This window comes from Bacteroidota bacterium (assembly GCA_041658205.1).
Lineage (GTDB): Bacteria > Bacteroidota > Ignavibacteria > UBA10030 > UBA8401 > UBA8401.
Genome location: JBBAAO010000001.1, coordinates 559,794 through 581,173, shown reverse-complemented (window position 1 = coordinate 581,173; position 21,380 = coordinate 559,794). Strand labels below are relative to the sequence as shown.

At 39.9% G+C, this 21,380-nt stretch carries 21 protein-coding genes; 7 read left to right on the top strand and 14 right to left on the bottom strand.

Features of this window, described 5'->3' with window-relative positions:
• Positions 1 to 2: 2 nt before the first annotated feature.
• The 4 genes from WDA22_02280 to guaA are packed head-to-tail and all read right to left on the bottom strand — an operon-like array spanning position 3 to position 6,006.
• Positions 3 to 1,976 carry an ABC transporter substrate-binding protein gene (locus WDA22_02280; GenBank protein ID MFA5832280.1) on the bottom strand — a complete coding sequence of 658 codons (1,974 nt, stop codon included), beginning with the start codon at positions 1,974 to 1,976 and terminating at the stop codon, positions 3 to 5.
• A complete protein-coding gene (locus WDA22_02275) occupies positions 1,976 to 3,724 on the bottom strand; it encodes a hypothetical protein (GenBank protein ID MFA5832279.1) in 1,749 nt (582 codons plus the stop codon). The genes WDA22_02280 and WDA22_02275 overlap by 1 nt, the downstream gene beginning before the upstream one ends.
• Complete coding sequence (locus tag WDA22_02270; protein MFA5832278.1) at positions 3,721 to 4,455, bottom strand: ABC transporter ATP-binding protein; 735 nt, start codon at positions 4,453 to 4,455, stop codon at positions 3,721 to 3,723. Before WDA22_02270 ends, WDA22_02275 begins: the two co-directional genes overlap by 4 nt.
• 9 nt (positions 4,456 to 4,464) lie before the next feature.
• The gene (guaA, locus tag WDA22_02265) at positions 4,465 to 6,006 is read right to left on the bottom strand and encodes a glutamine-hydrolyzing GMP synthase (GenBank protein ID MFA5832277.1); all 1,542 of its coding nucleotides are present in this window, start codon (positions 6,004 to 6,006) and stop codon (positions 4,465 to 4,467) included.
• Between the two features lie 144 nt (positions 6,007 to 6,150).
• On the opposite strand from guaA, the gene smpB reads away from it, so the two are divergent.
• The 3 genes from smpB to WDA22_02250 all read left to right on the top strand — a co-directional run bounded on the left by smpB (position 6,151) and on the right by WDA22_02250 (position 8,579).
• A complete protein-coding gene (gene smpB / locus WDA22_02260) occupies positions 6,151 to 6,603 on the top strand; it encodes an SsrA-binding protein SmpB (protein MFA5832276.1) in 453 nt (150 codons plus the stop codon).
• A 41-nt stretch (positions 6,604 to 6,644) separates the two neighbouring features.
• Complete coding sequence (tyrS, locus tag WDA22_02255) at positions 6,645 to 7,856, top strand: tyrosine--tRNA ligase (GenBank protein MFA5832275.1); 1,212 nt, start codon at positions 6,645 to 6,647, stop codon at positions 7,854 to 7,856.
• Positions 7,857 to 8,030: 174 nt separating this feature from the next.
• Positions 8,031 to 8,579 carry an arginine decarboxylase, pyruvoyl-dependent gene (locus WDA22_02250; protein ID MFA5832274.1) on the top strand — a complete coding sequence of 183 codons (549 nt, stop codon included), beginning with the start codon at positions 8,031 to 8,033 and terminating at the stop codon, positions 8,577 to 8,579.
• A gap of 76 nt (positions 8,580 to 8,655) precedes the next feature.
• Here WDA22_02250 and WDA22_02245 read toward each other — a convergent pair whose 3' ends face one another.
• Positions 8,656 to 9,372: a transglycosylase SLT domain-containing protein gene (locus WDA22_02245; protein MFA5832273.1), complete on the bottom strand. Its 717-nt coding sequence runs from the start codon at positions 9,370 to 9,372 to the stop codon at positions 8,656 to 8,658.
• A gap of 141 nt (positions 9,373 to 9,513) precedes the next feature.
• Positions 9,514 to 10,338, bottom strand: coding sequence for a TerC/Alx family metal homeostasis membrane protein (locus tag WDA22_02240; protein ID MFA5832272.1), 825 nt, complete (start codon positions 10,336 to 10,338; stop codon positions 9,514 to 9,516).
• A 205-nt stretch (positions 10,339 to 10,543) separates the two neighbouring features.
• Here WDA22_02240 and WDA22_02235 point away from each other — a divergent pair, with 205 nt between their 5' ends.
• Genes WDA22_02235 through WDA22_02220 form a run of 4 tightly spaced genes read left to right on the top strand, consistent with a single transcriptional unit; the run spans position 10,544 to position 13,821 of the window.
• A complete protein-coding gene (locus WDA22_02235) occupies positions 10,544 to 11,401 on the top strand; it encodes a M28 family peptidase (protein MFA5832271.1) in 858 nt (285 codons plus the stop codon).
• A 1-nt stretch (position 11,402) separates the two neighbouring features.
• A complete protein-coding gene (locus WDA22_02230; protein MFA5832270.1) occupies positions 11,403 to 12,053 on the top strand; it encodes a hypothetical protein in 651 nt (216 codons plus the stop codon).
• Positions 12,050 to 12,901: a 50S ribosomal protein L11 methyltransferase gene (gene prmA / locus WDA22_02225; protein MFA5832269.1), complete on the top strand. Its 852-nt coding sequence runs from the start codon at positions 12,050 to 12,052 to the stop codon at positions 12,899 to 12,901. The genes WDA22_02230 and prmA overlap by 4 nt, the downstream gene beginning before the upstream one ends.
• Positions 12,898 to 13,821 carry a Ppx/GppA phosphatase family protein gene (locus tag WDA22_02220; GenBank protein ID MFA5832268.1) on the top strand — a complete coding sequence of 308 codons (924 nt, stop codon included), beginning with the start codon at positions 12,898 to 12,900 and terminating at the stop codon, positions 13,819 to 13,821. Before prmA ends, WDA22_02220 begins: the two co-directional genes overlap by 4 nt.
• Here WDA22_02220 and WDA22_02215 read toward each other — a convergent pair.
• The 8 genes from WDA22_02215 to WDA22_02180 form a co-directional block, all read right to left on the bottom strand.
• On the bottom strand, positions 13,815 to 14,345 hold the full coding sequence (locus WDA22_02215) for an FxLYD domain-containing protein (protein MFA5832267.1): 531 nt from the start codon (positions 14,343 to 14,345) through the stop codon (positions 13,815 to 13,817). The two genes, WDA22_02220 and WDA22_02215, sit on opposite strands and share 7 nt — an antisense overlap.
• Positions 14,346 to 14,357: 12 nt before the next feature.
• Positions 14,358 to 15,542, bottom strand: a complete 1,185-nt coding sequence (locus tag WDA22_02210; GenBank protein MFA5832266.1) for a cysteine desulfurase family protein — start codon at positions 15,540 to 15,542, stop codon at positions 14,358 to 14,360.
• A gap of 95 nt (positions 15,543 to 15,637) precedes the next feature.
• Complete coding sequence (locus WDA22_02205) at positions 15,638 to 16,117, bottom strand: hypothetical protein (protein MFA5832265.1); 480 nt, start codon at positions 16,115 to 16,117, stop codon at positions 15,638 to 15,640.
• Positions 16,118 to 16,125: 8 nt separating this feature from the next.
• Positions 16,126 to 16,716, bottom strand: coding sequence for a hypothetical protein (locus WDA22_02200; GenBank protein MFA5832264.1), 591 nt, complete (start codon positions 16,714 to 16,716; stop codon positions 16,126 to 16,128).
• Positions 16,706 to 17,254, bottom strand: a complete 549-nt coding sequence (locus tag WDA22_02195) for a sigma-70 family RNA polymerase sigma factor (GenBank protein MFA5832263.1) — start codon at positions 17,252 to 17,254, stop codon at positions 16,706 to 16,708. Before WDA22_02195 ends, WDA22_02200 begins: the two co-directional genes overlap by 11 nt.
• 46 nt (positions 17,255 to 17,300) lie before the next feature.
• Positions 17,301 to 18,935 carry a capsule assembly Wzi family protein gene (locus WDA22_02190; GenBank protein MFA5832262.1) on the bottom strand — a complete coding sequence of 545 codons (1,635 nt, stop codon included), beginning with the start codon at positions 18,933 to 18,935 and terminating at the stop codon, positions 17,301 to 17,303.
• Positions 18,936 to 18,962: 27 nt separating this feature from the next.
• A complete protein-coding gene (locus WDA22_02185) occupies positions 18,963 to 19,658 on the bottom strand; it encodes an N-acetylmannosamine-6-phosphate 2-epimerase (protein MFA5832261.1) in 696 nt (231 codons plus the stop codon).
• A gap of 10 nt (positions 19,659 to 19,668) precedes the next feature.
• The gene (locus WDA22_02180) at positions 19,669 to 21,372 is read right to left on the bottom strand and encodes a glucose-6-phosphate isomerase (protein ID MFA5832260.1); all 1,704 of its coding nucleotides are present in this window, start codon (positions 21,370 to 21,372) and stop codon (positions 19,669 to 19,671) included.
• Positions 21,373 to 21,380 lie beyond the last annotated feature (8 nt).

Genomic DNA, 21,380 nt, shown 5'->3' with positions numbered 1-21,380 from the left:
GTTCAGTGCGCTGAATAGGTTTGTAATTTTGATACTGCGCCATTCTTAAATTGTAACATATGCAGCGCAGTATTCACCCTATCTGCTTTTAAGGTAATCGCATTCCTGATCCCTGCAAATTCAACAACAGTACCAAGTGCTTCCGAAAGTTGTTCTCGCGATAATGCACCTTGGCTGAACTGTTTGATGAGCATCGACATTGCATCATATCCAAACAAAACATTGTCGGATATCTGTTTCCCGTATTTTTGTGAATATTTTGAATAGAGTGCAGTTGTCTGATCTTTACGTTCAATCCAGCGATCTGCTCCAAAAATAACACCATCAGCATATCGTTTATTCAAATCAAGTTCGTTCGCATCATTCCAATCACCAGAGCCTAGAAGTATTGCTTTGATATTGTAAAATGTCAGCTGCGATGTTAAGACACCGATTTCATGTCCATTGGAAATTGAAGAATAAATCAGATCGATTGCAGAAACAGGATATCGTAAACTATCAACATACCTCAGCGTTCTTTTTGCGGGCAGTTTCAATGAATCCGCAATGGTCTTTGCATTGCTGCCAAAAAATGGAGTCAAATTAAATAGACCTGTTGACGCTATAACAGAATCGATATAAGAAAATTTAACGTCCGCAGACACAAGTTTTCGTGTTATTTCTCCAACATTGATCTTCCCTTTTAAGTCAATCACATAATCCGGTCGAAGGTTAACCGCTTCCATTCGTATTGCACGAATGTATGAACGGAGATCCGATTCATTTCTTTTAAATCTCCTGTCGATAACAATATTTGCCCCAAGACGTTTTGCCTCAACAATAAACGAATCCGTCTGAATGGCGGAAGATTGAACGGCAGAGCTTAACACTGCAATATTCTTTACCCCGAGAATATTAACAGCATACTGCGCCATCGTCTTTCCCTTTGCTCCGTTTGTTGAATTCGCCTGAAAAACAAATTTCCCCAGCGATGAAATTCCTTCATCCGTTGCCGTTGGTGAAATGATTGGGATAGAATATTCCTGCGCGATCTTTGCTGCGGCCATTGTTTCATTGCTGAACACGGGACCAATGATTCCAATAATATTACTATTTTCCGACCATGCAGAAATGATAGTATAGATTTTTGCCGAGTCCTTTTCGGAATCCTGAACATCCAATTCCATGGAAACTTGGCCCGGAGTCATACGTTCTTCATAATCGCTTATCGCTAGTTGAATTCCCTCCAGAACTTCGGCAGCAATTTTTTTCTCCCGTGTTTCAATTGCCGATGATTTCTGCAACGGGAGCAATACTCCAATCCGTATAAGATTTCCCTTCTCAATCTGCGAAAGAAGACGATTGATTCGATACTGTAGCATTTGATCGGCTAACGAATGATCGATGCGATTGATGCGGGATTTTGCCTCATCATTATTTCCTGCTTGAAAATATTTTTCAGCAAGAATCACCAAGAACAGATTTTTCAATTCCGGCTGTGTAGAATCTGTAATAGCAGATTCAACCTGCTGCTCAGTAAAATATTCTGATGCAAGATTCTCGATCACTCTGTAAGAGTGTTCCTTATTCATCCGTTGCTGAGCAATGGAAAATGTCTGGATCATCTCACTAAATGCACGCAGGATATCGCCTTGATTATAGTAACACATTCCTCGGGTAAACAATACGTCTTCTCTATAGAGTGATGCGGGAAATTTCGCCAGAATAGAATCACATAATTCGGAAGCATGGGGATAATTCTTCAACGCATATTCCGATTTTGCTTCCATCACCATGGCTGCTGTTATTCGATGATTCATCGGAAAACTTTCAATAGATCGCTGGAATGATTGTGATGCTGGTTTGTAATCCTTTTGGGAATATTGACGCATACCCAATAAGAAATACTCTTCGGCAAGTTGATTGAAATAGACCTCCTGCTCTTGCGCAGAAAGGAGCGAAACAATCATTAACACAAAACAGGAAAATAATTTCATCAATAATCTCTTCGTAATGAACGGATACCAATAACATGAGACACTGCGGTGATCACAATGGATGGAAAGAGAATTGCTACAAAGACAATTTGCAGCATCCGCCAGTCCGGCTGTAGTTCCTTCATTTCGGCTGTGAAGAGCATTGTTGCAGGGAAATAATACACCGCAAGCAGCAGCACCAGATACACAACACTCAACAAAAATGTCATCGTAGCTCCTTGTGATGAGGCAATCCGGATAGGATTTTTTTCGATAAAATTAGAATAGACGGATCCAAGTCCAAAATTCAAACTGACCAATGTAATCGTAATGAGCGGCGTTACAACCATAGAACAATACGCAAGAAGTTTTACCAGATCGCTTGGTTCGCTGTAAGAAAACATCCAGGGATGGTCTCCGACCACTTTTCGTATATAGAGATACGGAATATTGGAAAGCCATGAAATGAATATGCTTAACAAACCAAGAAACGTTACCACGACAGCAAATTTTATCCAATACACTCGCGCCGTTGTAATGGGTGTGCTTCGTATAGTCCAATACGCATTTCCCTCCAAACTCATCATAGGAAAGCCAAAACGTAATGCCATTGAATTGATAAGGAAAATATTGAAAATAAAAACAACAAGGTAAACAACTGCACGTAATTCAGGGGTTTCCAATTTAATATTTAAGGTGCTGACACTCGAAAGAAAAATCAGCAACAGCGCCATCATTACCGCAAAGTGAATCCATTGACTAGGTTCACGAAGAAACTGCCAAAATTCCTTTTTCAATATCACTTCCTCCTGAGGAGAGAAAAAAGACACTTTGCCAAAACTAAAAAGAGAATTTTTCAATTCAAGCGACTTTACCGTCATTGATCTTATGGAAAGAGACGTAATCCAGGTAGAATAAAACATTGCATTGGCAATGGCCAGCGCAAATACAAACAGGCCAGCCGTGGAAAGAACAAGCAACGCCGTATATCCCGTAACAGCCCTAAAATTATTTGTGACATAGAAATACATAATCTCTGAAACCCAAAAATTCGGGAGCAGTTTTACGACCGTCGGATCAAGCGTCCCGAAATAAAGATCAACATAGGGATAGTATTTCATCACTTCCCGAACGAGATGTACCGGACTTGAAATTTGAAAATAAAAATAGATCTGCCCTATATAAAAGAGAACGATCCCTCCAACCAACAAACGAAAGTTAAACTTCGAAGCAAGTTTCATCAATAATAATAAGACGATAACTGCGATACATGCCGCCAAAAACATAAACGGCACCAAGACGCCAAACATCATCAACAGATAGAAATGCCACGGCAGATTAAAATAGATTCCGTATCCCAGCAACACAGAAAATCCGACCATAAAAAGAGTGCCGGAACTATAAAAAAAATTATCCAAAAATTTGATGACAAATATATTGAGATACGAAACAGGGGACGTTAAAAGAAAATGCACTTCGGGAGTGCGATACAATGTGGAAAAGGAGACAACCATGTTTCCGAGATTGATTGTCACAAAAAACACAAACAATAGCATTCCAACAAATCGGTGAAACAGGAACAATCCAATCCGGACATTTTCCAGTAAATAGGCCGTGATGAAATTGGAAAAATAAAACGCTCCTACCGCAAACGAACCAAATACGATGAATGAACCAATATTTCGTATAACCATTCCAAAATCTTGTTTTGAAGATACTTTCCAAAACATCAGATTCTTAAACCACAGTATGTGAAGAAAGGTTATCACTTCTCGTCTTCTTCTTTCGTCAATTCGAGAAATACTGATTCAAGATTTCCATCATATTTGGTCTTATGCAAATGCAGGTTTTCCCGTGTGTCGAGAAAAATAATTTTGCTTTTATTAATAATCCCTATCCTGTCGCACAATTCTTCCGCCATTTCTAAGATATGTGTGGACATGAAAATTGATGAGCCATCCTTTGACTGCTGCTTCAATGAATCCTTCACAATTCTTGCACTCCGCGGATCAAGACCGACCATCGGTTCATCAATGATGATGGTCTTCGGTTTATGAACAAACGCTGCGGCGAATGTTACACGTTGACGCATCCCTTGTGAATAATCCTCCGTCTTTTTATCAACCCAACTCGCTAATTCCAAAAGATCGATCACACGCTCTACATTTTCTTTCAGATCGTTCTTTTCCATTTTGTACAACCCACCCATGTAATAAATAAACTCGCGGCCTGTCAGTTTATCATACAAGTATGGATGATCAGGGATATATCCAAATGTCGCTTTTGCTTCTAACGGCTGTTGAACAACATCAAAACCGTTGATGACGATTTGTCCTGACGAAGGGGAAAACAATCCTGTCATCATCTTTATTGTCGTCGTTTTTCCCGCACCGTTAGGTCCGAGGAATCCGAAAAATTCTCCCGAAGGAATGGAAAGTGATACATCATCAACAGCGACAAATGATCCGAATGTTTTTCGCAGATGTTTAAGCTCAATCATAAAAAAGAATTACTCCCATTCAATGGTGGCAGGAGGTTTTGAACTAATATCATAGACAACACGGTTAATGCCACGCACTTCATTGATGATTCTGTTGGAAACATCAGCAAGAAACGTATAAGGTAAGTGCGCCCAATCAGCAGTCATTCCGTCAACACTTGTTACAGCTCGAATTGCTACGGTATTTTCATACGTCCGTTCGTCACCCATAACGCCAACAGACTGCACAGGAAGCAAAACGGCAAACGCCTGCCAGGTAGCATTATAAAGATTTTGATTTCGTAATTCACCTATAAAGATATCATCGGCGCTGCGGAGTATCTCCAGTCGTTCTCTTGTAATTTCGCCAAGAATACGAATGGCAAGCCCCGGTCCGGGAAAAGGGTGACGATCAATTAAATTATCGGATAATCCAAGCTTTCGGCCAACCTCCCGAACTTCGTCCTTAAATAATTCTCGGAACGGTTCAATCAATTTAAGGTTCATTTTTTCAGGAAGACCACCGACATTGTGATGCGTTTTGATTGTCTGCGAAGGACCTTTGAAAGAAACAGATTCGATCACATCAGGATACAAAGTCCCTTGAGCCAAAAACTCTGCCCCGGAAACCTTTTTCGCCTCTTCCTCAAAAATATCAATAAAGGTTTTGCCGATAATCTTTCTTTTTTGTTCGGGTTCGATCACCCCTTTCAGGCGCGTAAGAAAGATCTCCGTTCCGTCAACAAAATCGAGAGCAATATGATATTCGTCCCGAAATGTTTTAATCACTTGCGCGCTTTCACCGCGACGCATCAGACCGTTGTCAATATGAATACAGAACAACTGATCCCCAATTGCTTTATGCAGTAACACTGCCGCAACAGATGAATCTACTCCACCGCTCAATGCGCAGAGAACTTTTTTATTCCCAACTTTTGAACGAATATCGGCGATGGTATTTTCGATGAACGATTCAGCATTCCAGTTACCAGAACAGCCGCAAATGTCTTTAACAAAATTGGAGAGAACTTTTTTCCCTTCGGTGGTATGTACAACTTCCGGATGGAATTGAATTCCATAAATTTTTTTTTGAGAATTTCGGATCGCACAAATCCCAGCGTTTTCTGAATGAGCGATCTTTTCATACCCTACGGGCATTTTGGTCACCTCATCGCCGTGACTCATCCACACTTCCGTCTGAGCTCCGAGACTCCTAAAAATATCGGTATGATCATCCATCAATAACTGAGCCCGACCAAATTCGCGTCTTGGTGCTTTATTTACTTCTCCGCCATTTTGAAAAGCGATTAGCTGCAACCCGTAACAAACTCCTAAAATCGGAAGATTCATTTCGTAAATTCTTGCATCGGGAATCGGAGCATCAGTCGCATAGACGCTTGATGGACCTCCGGAAAAAATAATTCCTTTTGGATGAAAGGTAGAGATTTTATCGAATGGAACATTGAACGGATGAATCTCGCAATACACATTCAGTTCGCGTATGCGTCGCGCAATGAGTTGTGTAAATTGGGAGCCAAAGTCGAGAATAAGAATGGATTCAGTATGCTTCATGGATGATGTTTGAGAGTTTAGATTTCAGTGTGCGGACTGTGGATATAGTAGAAGATAACGCACATTGTTTGTTTTTCCAAGATTGATTTATCGTTCGATTCTATTGTAAATAGGAAAGGTTTTCTGTAATTTCATGAACGAACAATGGAAAAACAAAAAGAAGAACATGCATCAATTTCCAACCGCCGCGCACGCTTTGAGTATGAAATTCTCGATTCGTACGAGGCAGGAATTGTTTTAAAAGGCTCAGAAGTAAAATCATTGCGTGCCGGAAAAGCCAATCTGCAGGACAGTTATGCTTTAATCAAGAATGGCGAAGTGTGGCTGATAAATATGCATATCAGTCCATACGAACAGGCAAACCAATTCAATCATGACCCTATCCGAACACGGAAATTGCTGCTGAATAAAAGCGAAATTGCGAAACTTAACGTGAAAACGAATGAAAAAGGATTAACGTTGGTGCCGTTGAAATTGTACTTTAAAAAAGGAAATGCCAAAGTACAACTCGGAATTGCCAAAGGTAAAAAATTACACGACAAACGGGAATCGATAAAAGAACGCGATGTTGAACGCGAAATGCGACGAAATTCATAAGTATACATTACTCACAGCACTATCTATCATAAAAACTGAACATGCCATTTCCTTCACTTAACGAACAGATGGACCTAATTAAACGAGGCGTTTCGGAGATCATCCCCGAAGCAGACCTCGTTCAGAAAATTGAAAAATCGATCAAAACCAACAAGCCGATGAATGTTAAACTCGGGTGCGATCCAAGCCGTCCGGATCTTCATTTGGGACATTCTGTTGTACTTCGTAAACTTCGTCAGTTTCAAGACTTAGGACATACAGCAATTCTTATTGTGGGAGATTTCACCGGGATGATTGGAGACCCATCGGGAAAAAGCAAAACGCGTCCTTCCCTAACACTTGAAGAGACTCGAAAGAACGGCGAAAGTTATTTTGACCAGGCAAAGAAAATTTTATCCGACAAGAATGTCAAAATGATTTACAATTCTGAGTGGCTAGGGAAAATGAGTTTTGCAGATGTGATTAAGCTAACGAGTAAATATACAGTTTCACAGATGCTGGAGCGGGAAGATTTCCATACACGGTTCAATAAAGAAGAACCTATCTCGCTTCACGAGTTTCTCTATCCCCTTGCGCAAGCGATGGATTCTGTTGCAATCGAAAGTGATGTGGAACTGGGCGGCACGGATCAAAAATTCAATCTGCTTGTCGGCCGTTCAATCCAGCGCGAGTTCGGAAAGGACGCACAGGTTATTTTAACAATGCCCATCCTTCCGGGAACAGATGGTATTGAAAAAATGAGCAAGTCGCTTGATAATTATATTGGTATCAGTGATTCACCCCGCGAGATTTTTGGCAAAACACTTTCCATTCCTGATAGATTGATGTATGATTTTTTTGTGCTGGCAACGAACATTCCAAATTCGCAACTAGCGGAAATCAAATCGGCAATCGAAAACGATCCACGAAATACGAAACGTCGTTTAGCAAAAGAAATCGTTACGTTATATCATGATAAAGAAGCGGCACAAGCGGCAGAAGATGAATTCGACAGAATCTTCGTAAAGAAGGATCTTCCCGATATCATTGAAGAGATGAATTTTGGATCAAAAGGAGATTCCGTAAACATCTTGCAGCTTTTGACCGACACGAAACTTGTTCCTTCGAAAGGCGAAGCTCGACGGCTGATTGAACAAGGCGGCGTGACGATCAATAATGAAAAAATTACAGACTCCAAAATTGATGTCCAACTGACAGAACCGAAGATCATTAAAGTGGGAAAACGAAAATTTCTCAAGATCATTCCGTCTTGAATCTAAAGTAATTTTAACAATATTTTTGTTTGCATTTTTTAGAACAATCTGTATATTTCGCATCACATCAAACGATCACAACACACATTTTACGGATGATCTATGACGAATTTTTTTTATAAATCAAAAATACCATAATACTTTTATTCACCAACCACAAAAGGAGATGAGACGTTGTCATTCGTCCCAGCCAAAATGTTCTTCACCAAAGGCGTCGGCAGACACAAAGATTATCTGCAGTCATTCGAACTTGCCTTACGTAACGCCGGCATTGAAAAATGCAATCTTGTAACCGTATCCAGCATCTATCCCCCAAAGTGTAAACGCATCTCCGTTGCCGACGGATTAAAAGTACTTGAACCAGGACAAGTGACATTTTGTGTTATGGCAAGAAACGCCACAAATGAGCCTAATCGACTAGTAGCATCCTCCATTGGTGTTGCAATGGCTGCTGACGATTCTCAATACGGTTACCTTTCTGAGCATCATCCTTTTGGCGAAACGGAAGAAAAAGCAGGTGAATATGCTGAAGACCTAGCCGCCACCATGTTGGCAACGACTCTAGGGCTTGAATTTGACCCTAATGTTGCTTGGGATGAGCGTGAAAAGCACTTTAAAATGAGCGGAAAGATCCTTAAAACGTTTAATGTTACCCAATCTGCTGAGGGCGATAAAGACGGAAAGTGGACGACTGTAATTTCAGCCGCTGTCCTCCTTTCATAAAAGCTTCATAATATTTTTACAAATAAAAAGGGACGCATAATGCGTCCCTTTTTATTTGATTTTTATTTATTACTACTTAAGCCTTTTTATCAAAGACCTTTCTATATTCATCGTAGTAAGTTATTACCGATTCAACATAATTTGATGTTTCTTTCCAACCTTTGAAATAGCCGTTTGTAGGTTTTTTCTCTTCCCATACAAATTTATGTAATGATGAGTATTTTTTTGATAATAAAGAAAGGGAGTTTTTTACAGATTTCCATTCTTTAGGGTTATCATTGACATATTCAGCCATCTTTTGAGCATCATTTACCCTACCGGAACCTGCATTGTATGCAGCAAGTGTAAATTTAACTCTGTTTTCTTCACTCAATCCATCATCTCCGAACTGTTTGTAGAGTCTTGCCAGATAGAAAATGCCTCCGCGGATATTACCATGCGGATCATCAAATGCTTCGCTTTCCAGTCCGAATTTTTCAGCAATTTCGGTCTGTGTAGCAGGCATAATTTGCATGAAACCTTTTGCACCTCTATGGCTTTCAGCAGAATGATCAAATCTCGATTCTACTTTGATGACAGCTACAACCAATCGCCAATCTATCCCATATCGTTCGGAATAGTAGCGTATCGTCTTACCATATTTATTCAGAATTGCTAAGGATTTTTGGTCAAGTTTTGTTCTGACTTCTTCCTGAATAAAGATCTTATCAGACTTTGCTGAAAATGAGCCATCGAAACAACCAAAAATCACCATTGGCACAAACCAGAAAGTATTGAACAGAATCTTTCTCATTATCCCCTCAAATTGTTGAGAAATTCCCCCGATATTCAGAGGGTGTTTTTTCAATGTTTTTAAAATAGCCGTGACCACTCTAAAAACTGTTTAAAGGTACCCAATAAAGGGGTTATGAGGCAAATTAAATAATTCTAATGTTTATGTTGATGGGTTACGATTTTTGAAGTAGGAAAGAATAACAGAAATCGTTAGAATTGATAGGATAATAGATAAGGAAACGACAGTATCAATCTTAAAAAAGTCCACAATTATCATTTTTACACCGACAAAAGCTAAAACTACACCGACACCATATTTAACATAGACAAATGAAGCATGAACTTCAGCCAATACGAAATACAGAGAACGGAGTCCTAATACCGCCATAAGATTGGAAGTAAGAATGATAAACGTATCCGTTGTAATGGCAAAAATAGCCGGGATAGAGTCTATTGCAAAAACCACATCTGTTGTCTCAATCACTAAAAGACACACAAAAAGCGGAGTGGCAAAGGTTTTACCAGCTTGTCTAATGAAAAAGCTGTGTCCATGATAGCTATTATTCACCGGTATGATCTTCCGGAACAGTTTTACTGCAAGGTTCTTTTCCGGTTCAATTTTAGCATCCTCTCCATAGATAACTCGATATCCCGCATATATTAACATTGCCCCAAAGAAATAGAGAATCCAATGGAACTGTTCCACCAATGTTGCGCCTAATATAATGAGAATGCCGCGAAGGATAATAACACCAACAATGCCGTAGTTGAGAACCCGGCGTTGATCCCGTAACTCGACTCCAAAGATGGTGAATACAATGAGGAACACAAACAGATTATCGACTGAAAGTGATTTTTCAATGATATAACCGGTGAGAAATTCGAGGGCTTTTTGCTGACCGTGAGTGTAGTAAATTACTACATTAAACGAAAGTGACAGCGCAATCCAGAAGATACTCCAATAGATAGCTTTTCGTAAGGGCATTTAAGATTAAATTTATTATATTCTTCAACAAGATAGTAAAACAACTGTTCAATACCAATGAGAATTTACTAAGATGCATTCAGAGTTACGTTCATTTATTCAAAAAAACGAATTCATTATTTTTTCTCTCCTGATATTAAGTTTCGGCTCGTGCGAACAAAAGCAACAGGAACAGCCCTCTTCTCAGCAACAGTCAAAACAGACCATGCAAAAAAAATTTCCGGCATTTGACGGCAATAAAGCATTTAGTTATTTGAAAGTGCAAACGGATTTCGGTCCACGCAATCCTAATTCTGACGGACATAAAAAGTGCCTGTTTTTTTTAGAGAGTGAGCTGAAAAAATTTGCCGACAACGTAAAACTTCAGCAATTCAATCAAAAAGGGTATAACGAATCGTTATTTCTGACAAATATTTTTGCTCAATTTAATCTACTTGCTACCCAACGTATTTTATTAATCGCCCATTGGGATACCCGTCCTCGTGCCGAAGAGGATGCTGATCCGGCAAATCATTCTAAACCTATCATCGGCGCAAATGATGGCGCAAGCGGGGTCGCAGTATTGTTGGAACTTGCCCGACTTTTTAAGGCAACACCTCCTCCAATCGGTGTTGATATTTTACTTGTTGATGGCGAAGATTACGGTGACTCAAGAAAGGACGGAAACACCGATCTCTATTTCCTCGGCGCAAAATATTTTGCAAAGACAAAAGATCCCGCGTATACTCCTCAATTTGGAATCTTATTGGATATGGTTGGGGACAAAGACCTGCAAATACCTCTTGAACAAAACTCAATGCGAAGTGCTCCCCAATTGTTAGATATCGTATGGTCCACAGCGGAAGAAGTTCACGCAACACAATTCATCCGAATTCCCGGAGAAGCTATTTCCGATGACCACATCGCATTAAACGAAGTCGGCATTCCAACTATCGACATCATCGATTTTCAATATCCGCACTGGCATACAACGCAAGACACTCCGGACAAATGCAGTCCGGAAAGTTTAGAATCTGTAGGCACTGTTTTATCCGCCGTCATTTACACAAAACTTGGAAAGTAATATGAACGGATCTTCTACCCGATTTGCATTTTTTGAGATCGTGCGAATCGTTATCCCCGGCGCTTATTTCATCGTTGTTGCCTATTTGTTAAGCCTTGGTTTTGGTATCAATCTTTATCCCTTTGCAACGTTGGGATTTGGAATCCCATTCTTTTTTCTTGCTTCGATTGTGGCAGGATTTAGTTTTTATTCCAAAGAAACTCCGAAAAAGCGAAAGGCGTTCCAGGAAAATCAGCCGAGTATTTATATTCTCGATCGATCTCGGGAAATTTCTTCCTCCCATCCGCTCACTGAAGACGAGGCACGGCGCCTCTATTTTTACATTTTAAATCACCATATGCCTGTGACTGTTCATGATAAGATTTTCTTTTTCGGAATGATCTATCATATCATGATCAATATACGCAGAACATCATTTTGGTTCGGTATTGTCGGCGTTGCCGCTTTGATTGTACAGATTGCAACAACACAACTGACAACGATCCCGGCGGTTTCCGCAGTCGTTCTTATTTGGTTCATCTATGGAATGAATGTGCGACACAATAAAGCTGACCGGAAAATGCAGGAAAACTATCAAGACCAGATTTTTTGGCTTGAAATGAATAAAGAGACTGTCGATGCATTAATCCATCAACGGATAAAAAAATTATGAATGATACTTATCTCGATATTCACATTTCCGTCCTTCCTGATGAGCATGTACGAGAGATTCTGCCCGCAGCACTGTCTGATTTTCCGTTTGAAGGATTTTTGGAAGATGACCGTGGAATACACTGCTTCATCAAAAAAAATGAGTGGCATGAATCAATCGATCAGGTCATTAAAGACATTTCCGAACTGTATCAGCTTTCCTTTATCGAACATGTAAGCACCTCTGAAATCAAAAATAGAAATTGGAATGAAGAGTGGGAAAAAACAATACAGCCAATCCACGTTTCGGATAGGTTTGTCATCACCCCCTCCTGGCACATTGTTAATGATCCTAATAAAACGGTTATTATCATTGATCCAAAAATGACGTTTGGAACTGGGTATCACGAAACCACAAGATTGATGATACGACTGATGGAACAATATCTTCCACCAGGAACCACGGTTCTGGATGTTGGCACCGGAACGGGAATATTGGCAATCGGCGCTGTAAAACTCGGTGCGAAACATGTCGTTGGTGTCGATATCGATGAATGGTCTCTGGATAATGGTATTGAGAACGCAAAGCGTAATAATGTTCAAGACAACATTGAAATACGCATTGGATCAATGGATGTTGTAACTGAAGCCCATTTCGATATTGTGCTTGCAAATATTATTCGCAATACGATTTTAGAGCTGATGGATTCCATGCTGGCGAAAGTTTCACCACAAGGAAAAATATTCTTCTCGGGTCTGTTAGTCGGTGATCGTGAAATTATTGAGTCAGCATTACAGCAGCGAAATTTTAAGGTGATCACAGTCCTTCAAGAAAATGACTGGATCGGGATGGTCGCAGAAAAAATATGAGAGTTGCTGCTATCGATATCGGAACAAACACCATCTTGCTTCTTATTGCAGATGTAGACAGGAATGGAATTACCCGCATTGTGCATGACCAACAGGTAATCGCACGATTAGGGAAAGGGGTCGATGCTGAACGCGTTATTAATCAAGAAACGTTTCTTCGTGTTGAAGGATTCTTTCGCGATTATAAAACAACATGCGATCGTTTAGCTGTGGAGACAATTTGCGCTGTCGGCACCAGTGCAATTCGGGATGCAAAAAATCGAAATGAATTTATCTCTTTCATTAAAGAAAAGACAGGGATCGACATCGAGATCCTTTCCGGAGACGATGAAGCACAGTGGACATATCGCGGTGGGATTTCAGAGTTTGCAGGAAAAGCTGATCGTTATTCAGTTATTGATATCGGCGGAGGCAGCACAGAAATTATCATCGGCAATGCATCGAAGATTCATTCAAAAGTGAGCATTGACCTTGGGAGTGTAAGAATCACCGAACGCATCTTAAAAGATTCTCCACCGGAAATTGGAGCATTAATCGAAGCTCATGAATTCATTGCATCACATATCCAAAAAAAACTGCTGATCGATATCCCTTCTACATTTTCTATTGGAGTGGCCGGAACATTAACTACACTTGCAGCGTTGCATCAAAATCTTCCTCATTATATTCCAGAAAAAGTAAGCGGATATTCCCTTACGTACGATGATGTTTGCGCTTTGTTTGGATTACTCAAGGATAAGTCTTTATCGCAAATTACATCCTTTCCTCAGATATCCGCCGGTCGCGCAGATATCTTATTGGCGGGAATTTTAATCTTAATGGGATATATGGAAGCGAGCGGTCTCAAACAAATTACGGTAAGCGACCGCGGATTGCGGTATGGGATAGTATATCGCGAGATTGAAAAATTATTTCAATAGAACACTGGTTTTGTCAAGATAACATTAGCACGGACGAACTTATCATTCACCATGCCGGGCGATATTCTTGTAAATTCTTTTTGAGTATTTTTCGGTACTGGTGTACTCGTAACTGTCGTTAAGCGTTTTACTTCTTTTCCCTTGTCGTCAAAATAAACAAATTCCAGTTCTACGAACTGTAGATTTTGATCTGTGCTGTTCAAAACCGTTATCGTATGTAATGGAAGAATTCCCAAGTTGTTAACTGTAAATGTATGTTTCGTAACAAAAACACCCTCTTTCTTTTTGGTCGATCGAGTATCCAATGTCGGATCGGCATAGATTTTTTGGATCTCGTCCATTTTACGATTGACGGATTTACGTAAGAGACTTTCCTCGGGAATCTTATCATAATAATATTCCGCAATTTCATATTCCCCTTTATTGAAAAACTCGTCCCCCTTCCGCAGATTGGTGGAAGCATTTTCTTCGGAGTCCGAACATCCAAAAAGAACTATCATAAAAAGGAACGGCAGTTTTTTCATATGAATCCTTCATTAAACGGTATATGGTTTCTTCAAAAACGATTGAACGATTGAGCAGAATGTCTCCCCTGCCCTCTTAACTTCTTGAATTGTTGTGAATTTTCCAAATGAAAAACGAATTGCGGCCTGAGCAGTTTTGGCATCACGACCCATTGCCAAAAGAACATGCGAAGGTTGTACACTCCCTGAAGTGCAGGCAGAACCGCTGGAAACTGCGATTCCTCGAAGATCCATATTTAACAATAAGGTTTCGCTTTCAATTTCATAGTACGTCGAATCGAGCGAAACATTAAGTATATGGGGCAGGGAACGGTCCTCAATTGAATTGAGGACTATCCCGACAGATGATGATCTGATAATATTCAAAAGTTCGGACCGAAAATCTGATACTGCGGTATACAGTTTTTCCCTATTATTTTCCGCTAATTCAATCGCCTTTGCAAAACCTGCAATCAACGGTATGTTTTCGGTTCCCGGACGGTTCTTTCGTTCCTGAGCACCGCCGTGGAGGAATGCATCCAGGTTTGTCCCTTTTCGGATATAAATTGCGCCTATTCCTTTGGGACCGTATATCTTGTGAGCAGAAAGAGCAAGAATATCAACGCCAAGGTCATTTACATTCACTGGAATTTTACCAAAAGTCTGCACAGTGTCCGAATGGAATGGAATTCCAAAATTTTTTGTTATTGCTGAAATCTCTTGGATAGGCTGAATTGCTCCGGTTTCATTATTGGCATGCATCACCGATACAATACATGTTTTATCCGTGATGAGTTTTTTGATCTCTTCGGGTTGAACAAATCCATTGGAATCGACAGGAATTCGGGAGATGGTAAACCCTAATTCATGAAGATATTCAGCACAATCCAAAACCGCATGATGCTCAATAGCGGAAACGATGATATGATCTTTTCCACTGCTGCGTCGCTGCGAAAGAGCAGATCCCATCAACGCATGGTTATCTGACTCTGTGCCGCCGGACGTAAAAAATATTTCGGCTGTATCAGCTCCAATTGAACGCGCAATTTTTTCCCTGCTTTCTTCGAGAACAACTTTTGCACTCCTTCCAAATGCATGAACAGACGATGCGTTACCGAATGTCTCGTTCAAATGCAGTCGAACGACTTCGGCAACTTCGGTGTCCAACGGAGTTGTTGCGCTATAATCAAGATAAATATGCTGTTTATTGTTTATCACGTAAAAATATATCAAAAAAATTAAAGAGAACCAAAATAAACAAAAAAGGTGAAGCACAATGCTTCACCTTTTTATTACCCTTTTGTGAATAGTATTCAATCTTTTTGTCGGCGTTCTTTCTGAACATCTTTCACGACTTTTCGAAGGTCCTTCATAAAATTTCTTTCGAAAATCATATATTCAGCAATTTGTTTATTAGTAAAGATTTCTTTCAGGCCCTCAAGATATTTTTTACGGGCATCCGATATTTTCTTTTCAATTTCAAAGAATTCGTTGAACGATTTCTGCAAATCAGAATCTGTAGCATTCGAACGAACTTGTTCATCAAGTTTTTCAATTATCTTGGTGCGATCCTCCTCTAGCTCTTTTACACTTTCACGGTGTTTATTATATCGGCCCACAAGTTTTAATCCTGTTTCCTCATCCAACTTAAGTGCTTCAATCATCCGAATTTTCTTAAAGCTTTCCAATCGTTCCATCGGACGCTGAAAATGGCCTCCCATGGCATCCGGCGGTTGCGCAAACATGGTTAACGATGCAACAATATATGTGAGTGCAAATTTATAATAGTTCATACTATCTCCTAAGGAATCGTATTTTTTTGGAACAGTTCTACCACCTGTTCTGCTTCTTGTTCTTCAAGCAATGCAAACACTTCATTTTCCGTCTGATACGTCGATGCATCAATCCCGAAAAGTTCATCGGATACTTTGGTATCGAGAAGATTTTCCGCAGTGCTCAACGTAAGAGCAGATGTTTCTTCCATGAGCATCGTAATTTCATTTTGCTCAAATTCACTCACCAGTGAATAGATCGGCGACGAAATGCTCTCCGGATTGAAGGAATAATATAATCCGTATAAAGTCAGAATTACTATTGCTGCCATTACAGGCCGGAGAAAAGAGTGAATCCATTCAGGAATAGACCAAAAAGTATAGTTTTCACCATTGTCAATTTTTTCCCTTATCTGAGGCAAAAAATTGGTGAAATAGTGTTCAGGGACGGGGGATACCTCTTCTGTCTGTAACACCGTAAATGTTTCTTTCAATAATTCAATCTCTTCACGCATTTCCGGCGAAGCAGTCAGCATCAGATCGACTTCGTTTTTTTTCTCTGTCGATAGTGTACCTTCAACATAATCAATCAACACTTCATGTAACTCTTTACTTTTCATGTTTAAGATATTCTCCGATTTTTTTTACCGCATGAAAATAATTTGCTTTTAATCCCCCAACACTCGTCTTCAATATTTTTGCTATCTCGTCATACGGTAACTCTTCATAATACCGCAATAGAAATACTTTTTTTTGTTTCTCCGGTAATCGTTCAATTGCGTTTTCAATCTGCCTTGTTTGTTCTTTTTTTTCCAGCAACTCTAACGGATGAGCATCCGATGAACGAATCTGGTGAACTTCCTCATTGATGGAAAATGTTTTTCGGATCTTTTTTCTGCGAATTTCATTCAGAGACAGGTTAATGGCAATTCGATAGATCCACGTGTAAAAACTTGAATCGCCTTTGAATGTCTTTAATGAATGATAGGCTTTAATAAAGACACTTTGTGTTACATCGTCTGCTTCGTCATGATCTGGAATCATGCGACGAACAATCCAATAAATTTTTTCTTTATAACGAAGGACAAGCTGATTATATGCCTGTTCGTTCCCGTTATTGAAATCTTTTATTAACTGCAGTTCATCGGTTTGATTCATTCAATTCGTGACGTTTTGACACAATCATGGGCAGGTAAGTTTAATATCAATCAAAGTTATACCTCATCCCGACAAAAATGTCCCACTTTTTCGCATAGTCCGAAGTGATTATATACTCATTTGGACTATTTTGGAAAGAATAACTTGAGGACGTTACCTGAGTTGTAAAGCGACTGAGCAAGATGTTCATATCAATAATGAGATCTCTCGTCGGTTCATATGTTCCTACAAATCCAAACGTTTGTTGTTTTGTAAGAGGACTGTATAATATGGTTGGACTCGGAAGCCGATACTGCATCACTGTTGAGTCTTTCCCTCCTTTGCGAAGGGATTCAAAGAACAATCCAATCTCCAGATTGTGCATAGGCCGATGATAGACGCCGACAGAAAAAAGATCTGCATTCTGTCCAAGCCAATGACCTAAATTGATCTTGTGGCTCTGATATGTATCATCCGAAAATCTGTGATTATACACCCACGGATTCAACCGTGTGTATTCAACTATGATTTTCGTATCTGAAAAAACTAGATCATACAACTTTGTTCCAACAGTAAAAGCCAATTGATTGTGTTGTCGGTTTGTATTTGCAAAATCTTCAGTTGAAATCTCATCAATAAACAGCGATAGATAATAGTTCTGATTCTTAATAAAGTTCAGATCAGCAGATAAGAACATTTGAGAATTATCCGTGTCATTCATCCAATGCTCACCAGCTTTAAAGAACATGATCGGAATGAGGTATAATAATTCAGGGCTGCGACCGCCATATACTTCTGACTCTCCGATTGCCAGATCAACACCATCCCACGGAGTGAATTCCAGCATATGTGCAGCAATATACTTTTGACGATTGACTCTACGAAATCCGAGACCGCCTGGAACGGTAGAACTTTGATACGAACGGGCTGAATCCAAAATATCAGAATATAACCACCCATGGATATACGTGAAATCCAAATTCTCACCGAGTTTTGCGCGAATCTTTAACTGCGGAAATGATGGCGCTTTGTTTGACAGGATGATATTCCCTTGTTCCGCTGCACCCCAAACATTATGCATTTTTTCCATTGACAGCGAAACAAATCCTATATCAACATTCACTTGTACCTCAACAGGGTCGTAATACAATCTGCTGCCAAGATTCCCTATCACTTGGGAGGGTTCTGAAGAAAGAGGATTTGACCCGCTGCGGTATGAACCTGAAAGACTGTTATCTCTGTACATAAAATATGCTCCGACTGTCTTCCCAACATACCCATATGCATTCAACCCATTCGACGTTACTTTTGTAAATGAATTGTCAGCGCGGTCACGATAGGTGACCCCTCCGATAAGATCAATATTCACTCTCCCGGGATCACTCTTGTATTGGTATACATGCCATCGTTCTTCAATAATATTTTCATAGCCGAGATTTTCTAGTTCCTGAAAGAATTCTTCTTTGTAAAAAAATTGCTCTTCTTGCTCTATCTCGGTTAACAATTGTGATGTTGTGTCAATTTGGATAATAAATTTTGCTAATGCTTCACGCGAAATTGGTTTCACGACATCACGGTAGCCAACAATAATCTGTTTCGCTTCCATCTTATCCAAATATTTGTAGAGTGGATGTGTTACAGGGAGGTATACTGATTGAGAATAGAGAAAGATTGGAAAGAGGAACAGCAATATTTTTTTCATTCAATGATCCGCACGTTATTTTTCTCGTTAATTGATCTGAAGGCTCATCGTATCAACAAATTTTTTTGTCACCATCCGCGGACGGGTTATTGCACTCCCGGCAACAGCACAAAATGCGCCGCGCATTAATGCTTCTTTCGCTTGCTGGGGTGTCCACACTCTTCCTTGTGCAACCACAGGGATTTTTACGGCACGAGAAAGTTCTTCAATTAATTGGAAATTGGGTTCATCCGTCAACAGCTTTTGCGTATAATCAGTATATCCGGAGAGTGTTGTGGCAATGGCATCCGCGCCCATTTCGGCGGCACGAATTCCCTCTTCAAATGTCGAAATATCCGCGATGAAAGGGACATCGAAACGATTTCTCGCTTCCTCAAAAAATTCAATACCGTCCATTCCATTGGGGCGTTTCCTTGGCGTAACATCGAGCGCGACGATATCAGCACCGGCTTTCAACATTTCTTCGATATCTTTGAAATCAGGAGTGACACAAATCCAGCCATTGGCAAATTGACCGTCGATGATCCCAATGAGCGGTAAATCGACTTCTGCACGGACGGCTTTGATATTTTCAATACCTTCGGTGCGAATACCGGCAGCGCCCCCCATTTTTGCGGCCAGCGCAAATTTTGCAATTAGGTGTGGAGCATTAAATGGATCATCACCTTCACTTTGACATGAAACTATGAGACCATGTTTGAGTTCTGCAATTAATTCATTCATATCATTTTCATTAATTGAGTATCATTTGTTTGAGTGCTGTTAATCCCTGCTCAACACTTCCCGATAAATGGATATGTAACAATCTGCGAGATCTGTTCGCAAATGATTGATAATCGCCCAGTCCCTGAGCATTTTTCAATATTTCAAATGTAAATATTTCGTCAGGAATCGTTACATCCTTTGGCTCATTGGCGGAGATAATGAGAAATATACCATTTGGTTTTCCCCCTTTGTGTAATTGTCCGGTTGAGTGAAGATATCTCGGACCAAAGCCCACGGTCGAAGGAAGACCGTACAATTTCGTTAACTCTTCTCTCAAAGCATACATCAATTTTTCATTTGCACTGTTTTGGTCAATGTACGCCAACAGAGCGATATAATCCTCATTCCTTTTTCCGGAAAAATGTTTCCGCAATAAGGAAGAGACTGATGTAGCGGATAGTGATGAAGCGTATGAAGGTTCTCCAAAAACTGCAAATTGAGCATCGGAGATTATTTTGTTCTTAACCGGAAGTTTTCCGTTTTGCTTAAACTCATCAATAACACTAACAGTATTGTCTTTACTCTCTTTTACATTTGGCTCATCAAATGGATTAATTTTTAATACAATCGCTGAAATTGCAGTAGCAAATTCCCAAAGAAAGAATTGAGACCCAAGTTCGTAAATATCTTTCAGTATCACTTTAGCAAAAGGAATGTTTTTCGCTTCAAGCTCTTTTTGTAACCCGGCATATTTATTGACATCCTTTTCTAAAAGGAGAAAAATGAAAAACCTGTCTGATCCGAATTTTGCATTGCTAAATTGTTGCGGAATTATTTCACCTTCAACAGGCAAAATTCCTTTCCCTTCTTTGCCGGTACTTTCAGCAATCAATTGTTCTGCCCAATATCCAAATGTGGCAATCTCGTCGGAAATAACGAAAGTCATTTTATCGATTCCTTCATTATGAGCTTCCCCCATCATAAGACCGATCTGCGCTGCCGGATTCTGAACCGTTTCAAATCGGCTTTGTTTCCTCATCTCATCTGCGGCATGAAGCAATTTCTTGATGTCCATTCCGACCAAGGCCATCGGGACAAGTCCAAAATATGATAGAGCGGAATATCTTCCTCCGATATCCTCTGGATTAATGAATATTTTTCTGAACTTTTTCTCCTTTGCAATCCCCTCCATTTTTGTATTCGCATCGGTGACAGCAACAAAATTTTCACCCGGATTCTTTTTCACGGAACCGACGCGGTCATAAAAATATTGATAAAACATGTTCGTTTCTGTTGTTCCGCCGGATTTTGAAGCAACAATGAACAATGTTTTTGCAAGATCAATCTGCAGTTCTATTCGCAAAACTGAGGTAGGATTAGTACTGTCTAACACTAACAGATGTGGAAAACCTGCTGCAGAACCAAACGTAGCCCGGCAAACATCGGGACAAAGACTGCTTCCACCCATACCTAAGACCACTACGTGTTTAAACCCGGCATTTTTGATTTCATTTCCGAATGAAATCAGTGTATCTACATTGGAAAGCATCAGGTCAAGACTTTGTAACCATCCAAGGCGGTTAAGGATTGATTTTTTATGAACCTCTTCACTCCGCCAAATTGTGTAATCTTTTTCCCACAGTCGATTAATAATGGAATGCGTTGCAAACGAAGTGAATTGGTTGTTAAGATTTTCGCTTAATGATCCTGACGATATTGAAATCGATGGCATAATATTCC

What these genes read in the sequence shown, in the direction of transcription:
- WDA22_02280 (MFA5832280.1), bottom strand. Translation starts at nt 1,976, where the DNA reads ATGAAATTATTTTCCTGTTTTGTGTTAATGATTGTTTCGCTCCTTTCT.
- WDA22_02230 (MFA5832270.1), top strand. Translation starts at nt 11,403, where the DNA reads ATGAACGGATCTTCTACCCGATTTGCATTTTTTGAGATCGTGCGAATC.
- prmA (MFA5832269.1), top strand. Translation starts at nt 12,050, where the DNA reads ATGAATGATACTTATCTCGATATTCACATTTCCGTCCTTCCTGATGAG.
- WDA22_02180 (MFA5832260.1), bottom strand. Translation starts at nt 21,372, where the DNA reads ATGCCATCGATTTCAATATCGTCAGGATCATTAAGCGAAAATCTTAAC.
- tyrS (MFA5832275.1), top strand. Translation starts at nt 6,645, where the DNA reads ATGCCATTTCCTTCACTTAACGAACAGATGGACCTAATTAAACGAGGC.
- WDA22_02195 (MFA5832263.1), bottom strand. Translation starts at nt 17,254, where the DNA reads ATGAATCAAACCGATGAACTGCAGTTAATAAAAGATTTCAATAACGGG.
- WDA22_02240 (MFA5832272.1), bottom strand. Translation starts at nt 10,338, where the DNA reads ATGCCCTTACGAAAAGCTATCTATTGGAGTATCTTCTGGATTGCGCTG.
- WDA22_02215 (MFA5832267.1), bottom strand. Translation starts at nt 14,345, where the DNA reads ATGAAAAAACTGCCGTTCCTTTTTATGATAGTTCTTTTTGGATGTTCG.
- WDA22_02245 (MFA5832273.1), bottom strand. Translation starts at nt 9,372, where the DNA reads ATGAGAAAGATTCTGTTCAATACTTTCTGGTTTGTGCCAATGGTGATT.
- WDA22_02235 (MFA5832271.1), top strand. Translation starts at nt 10,544, where the DNA reads ATGCAAAAAAAATTTCCGGCATTTGACGGCAATAAAGCATTTAGTTAT.
- smpB (MFA5832276.1), top strand. Translation starts at nt 6,151, where the DNA reads ATGGAAAAACAAAAAGAAGAACATGCATCAATTTCCAACCGCCGCGCA.
- WDA22_02270 (MFA5832278.1), bottom strand. Translation starts at nt 4,455, where the DNA reads ATGATTGAGCTTAAACATCTGCGAAAAACATTCGGATCATTTGTCGCT.
- WDA22_02220 (MFA5832268.1), top strand. Translation starts at nt 12,898, where the DNA reads ATGAGAGTTGCTGCTATCGATATCGGAACAAACACCATCTTGCTTCTT.
- guaA (MFA5832277.1), bottom strand. Translation starts at nt 6,006, where the DNA reads ATGAAGCATACTGAATCCATTCTTATTCTCGACTTTGGCTCCCAATTT.
- WDA22_02190 (MFA5832262.1), bottom strand. Translation starts at nt 18,935, where the DNA reads ATGAAAAAAATATTGCTGTTCCTCTTTCCAATCTTTCTCTATTCTCAA.
- WDA22_02205 (MFA5832265.1), bottom strand. Translation starts at nt 16,117, where the DNA reads ATGAACTATTATAAATTTGCACTCACATATATTGTTGCATCGTTAACC.
- WDA22_02185 (MFA5832261.1), bottom strand. Translation starts at nt 19,658, where the DNA reads ATGAATGAATTAATTGCAGAACTCAAACATGGTCTCATAGTTTCATGT.
- WDA22_02200 (MFA5832264.1), bottom strand. Translation starts at nt 16,716, where the DNA reads ATGAAAAGTAAAGAGTTACATGAAGTGTTGATTGATTATGTTGAAGGT.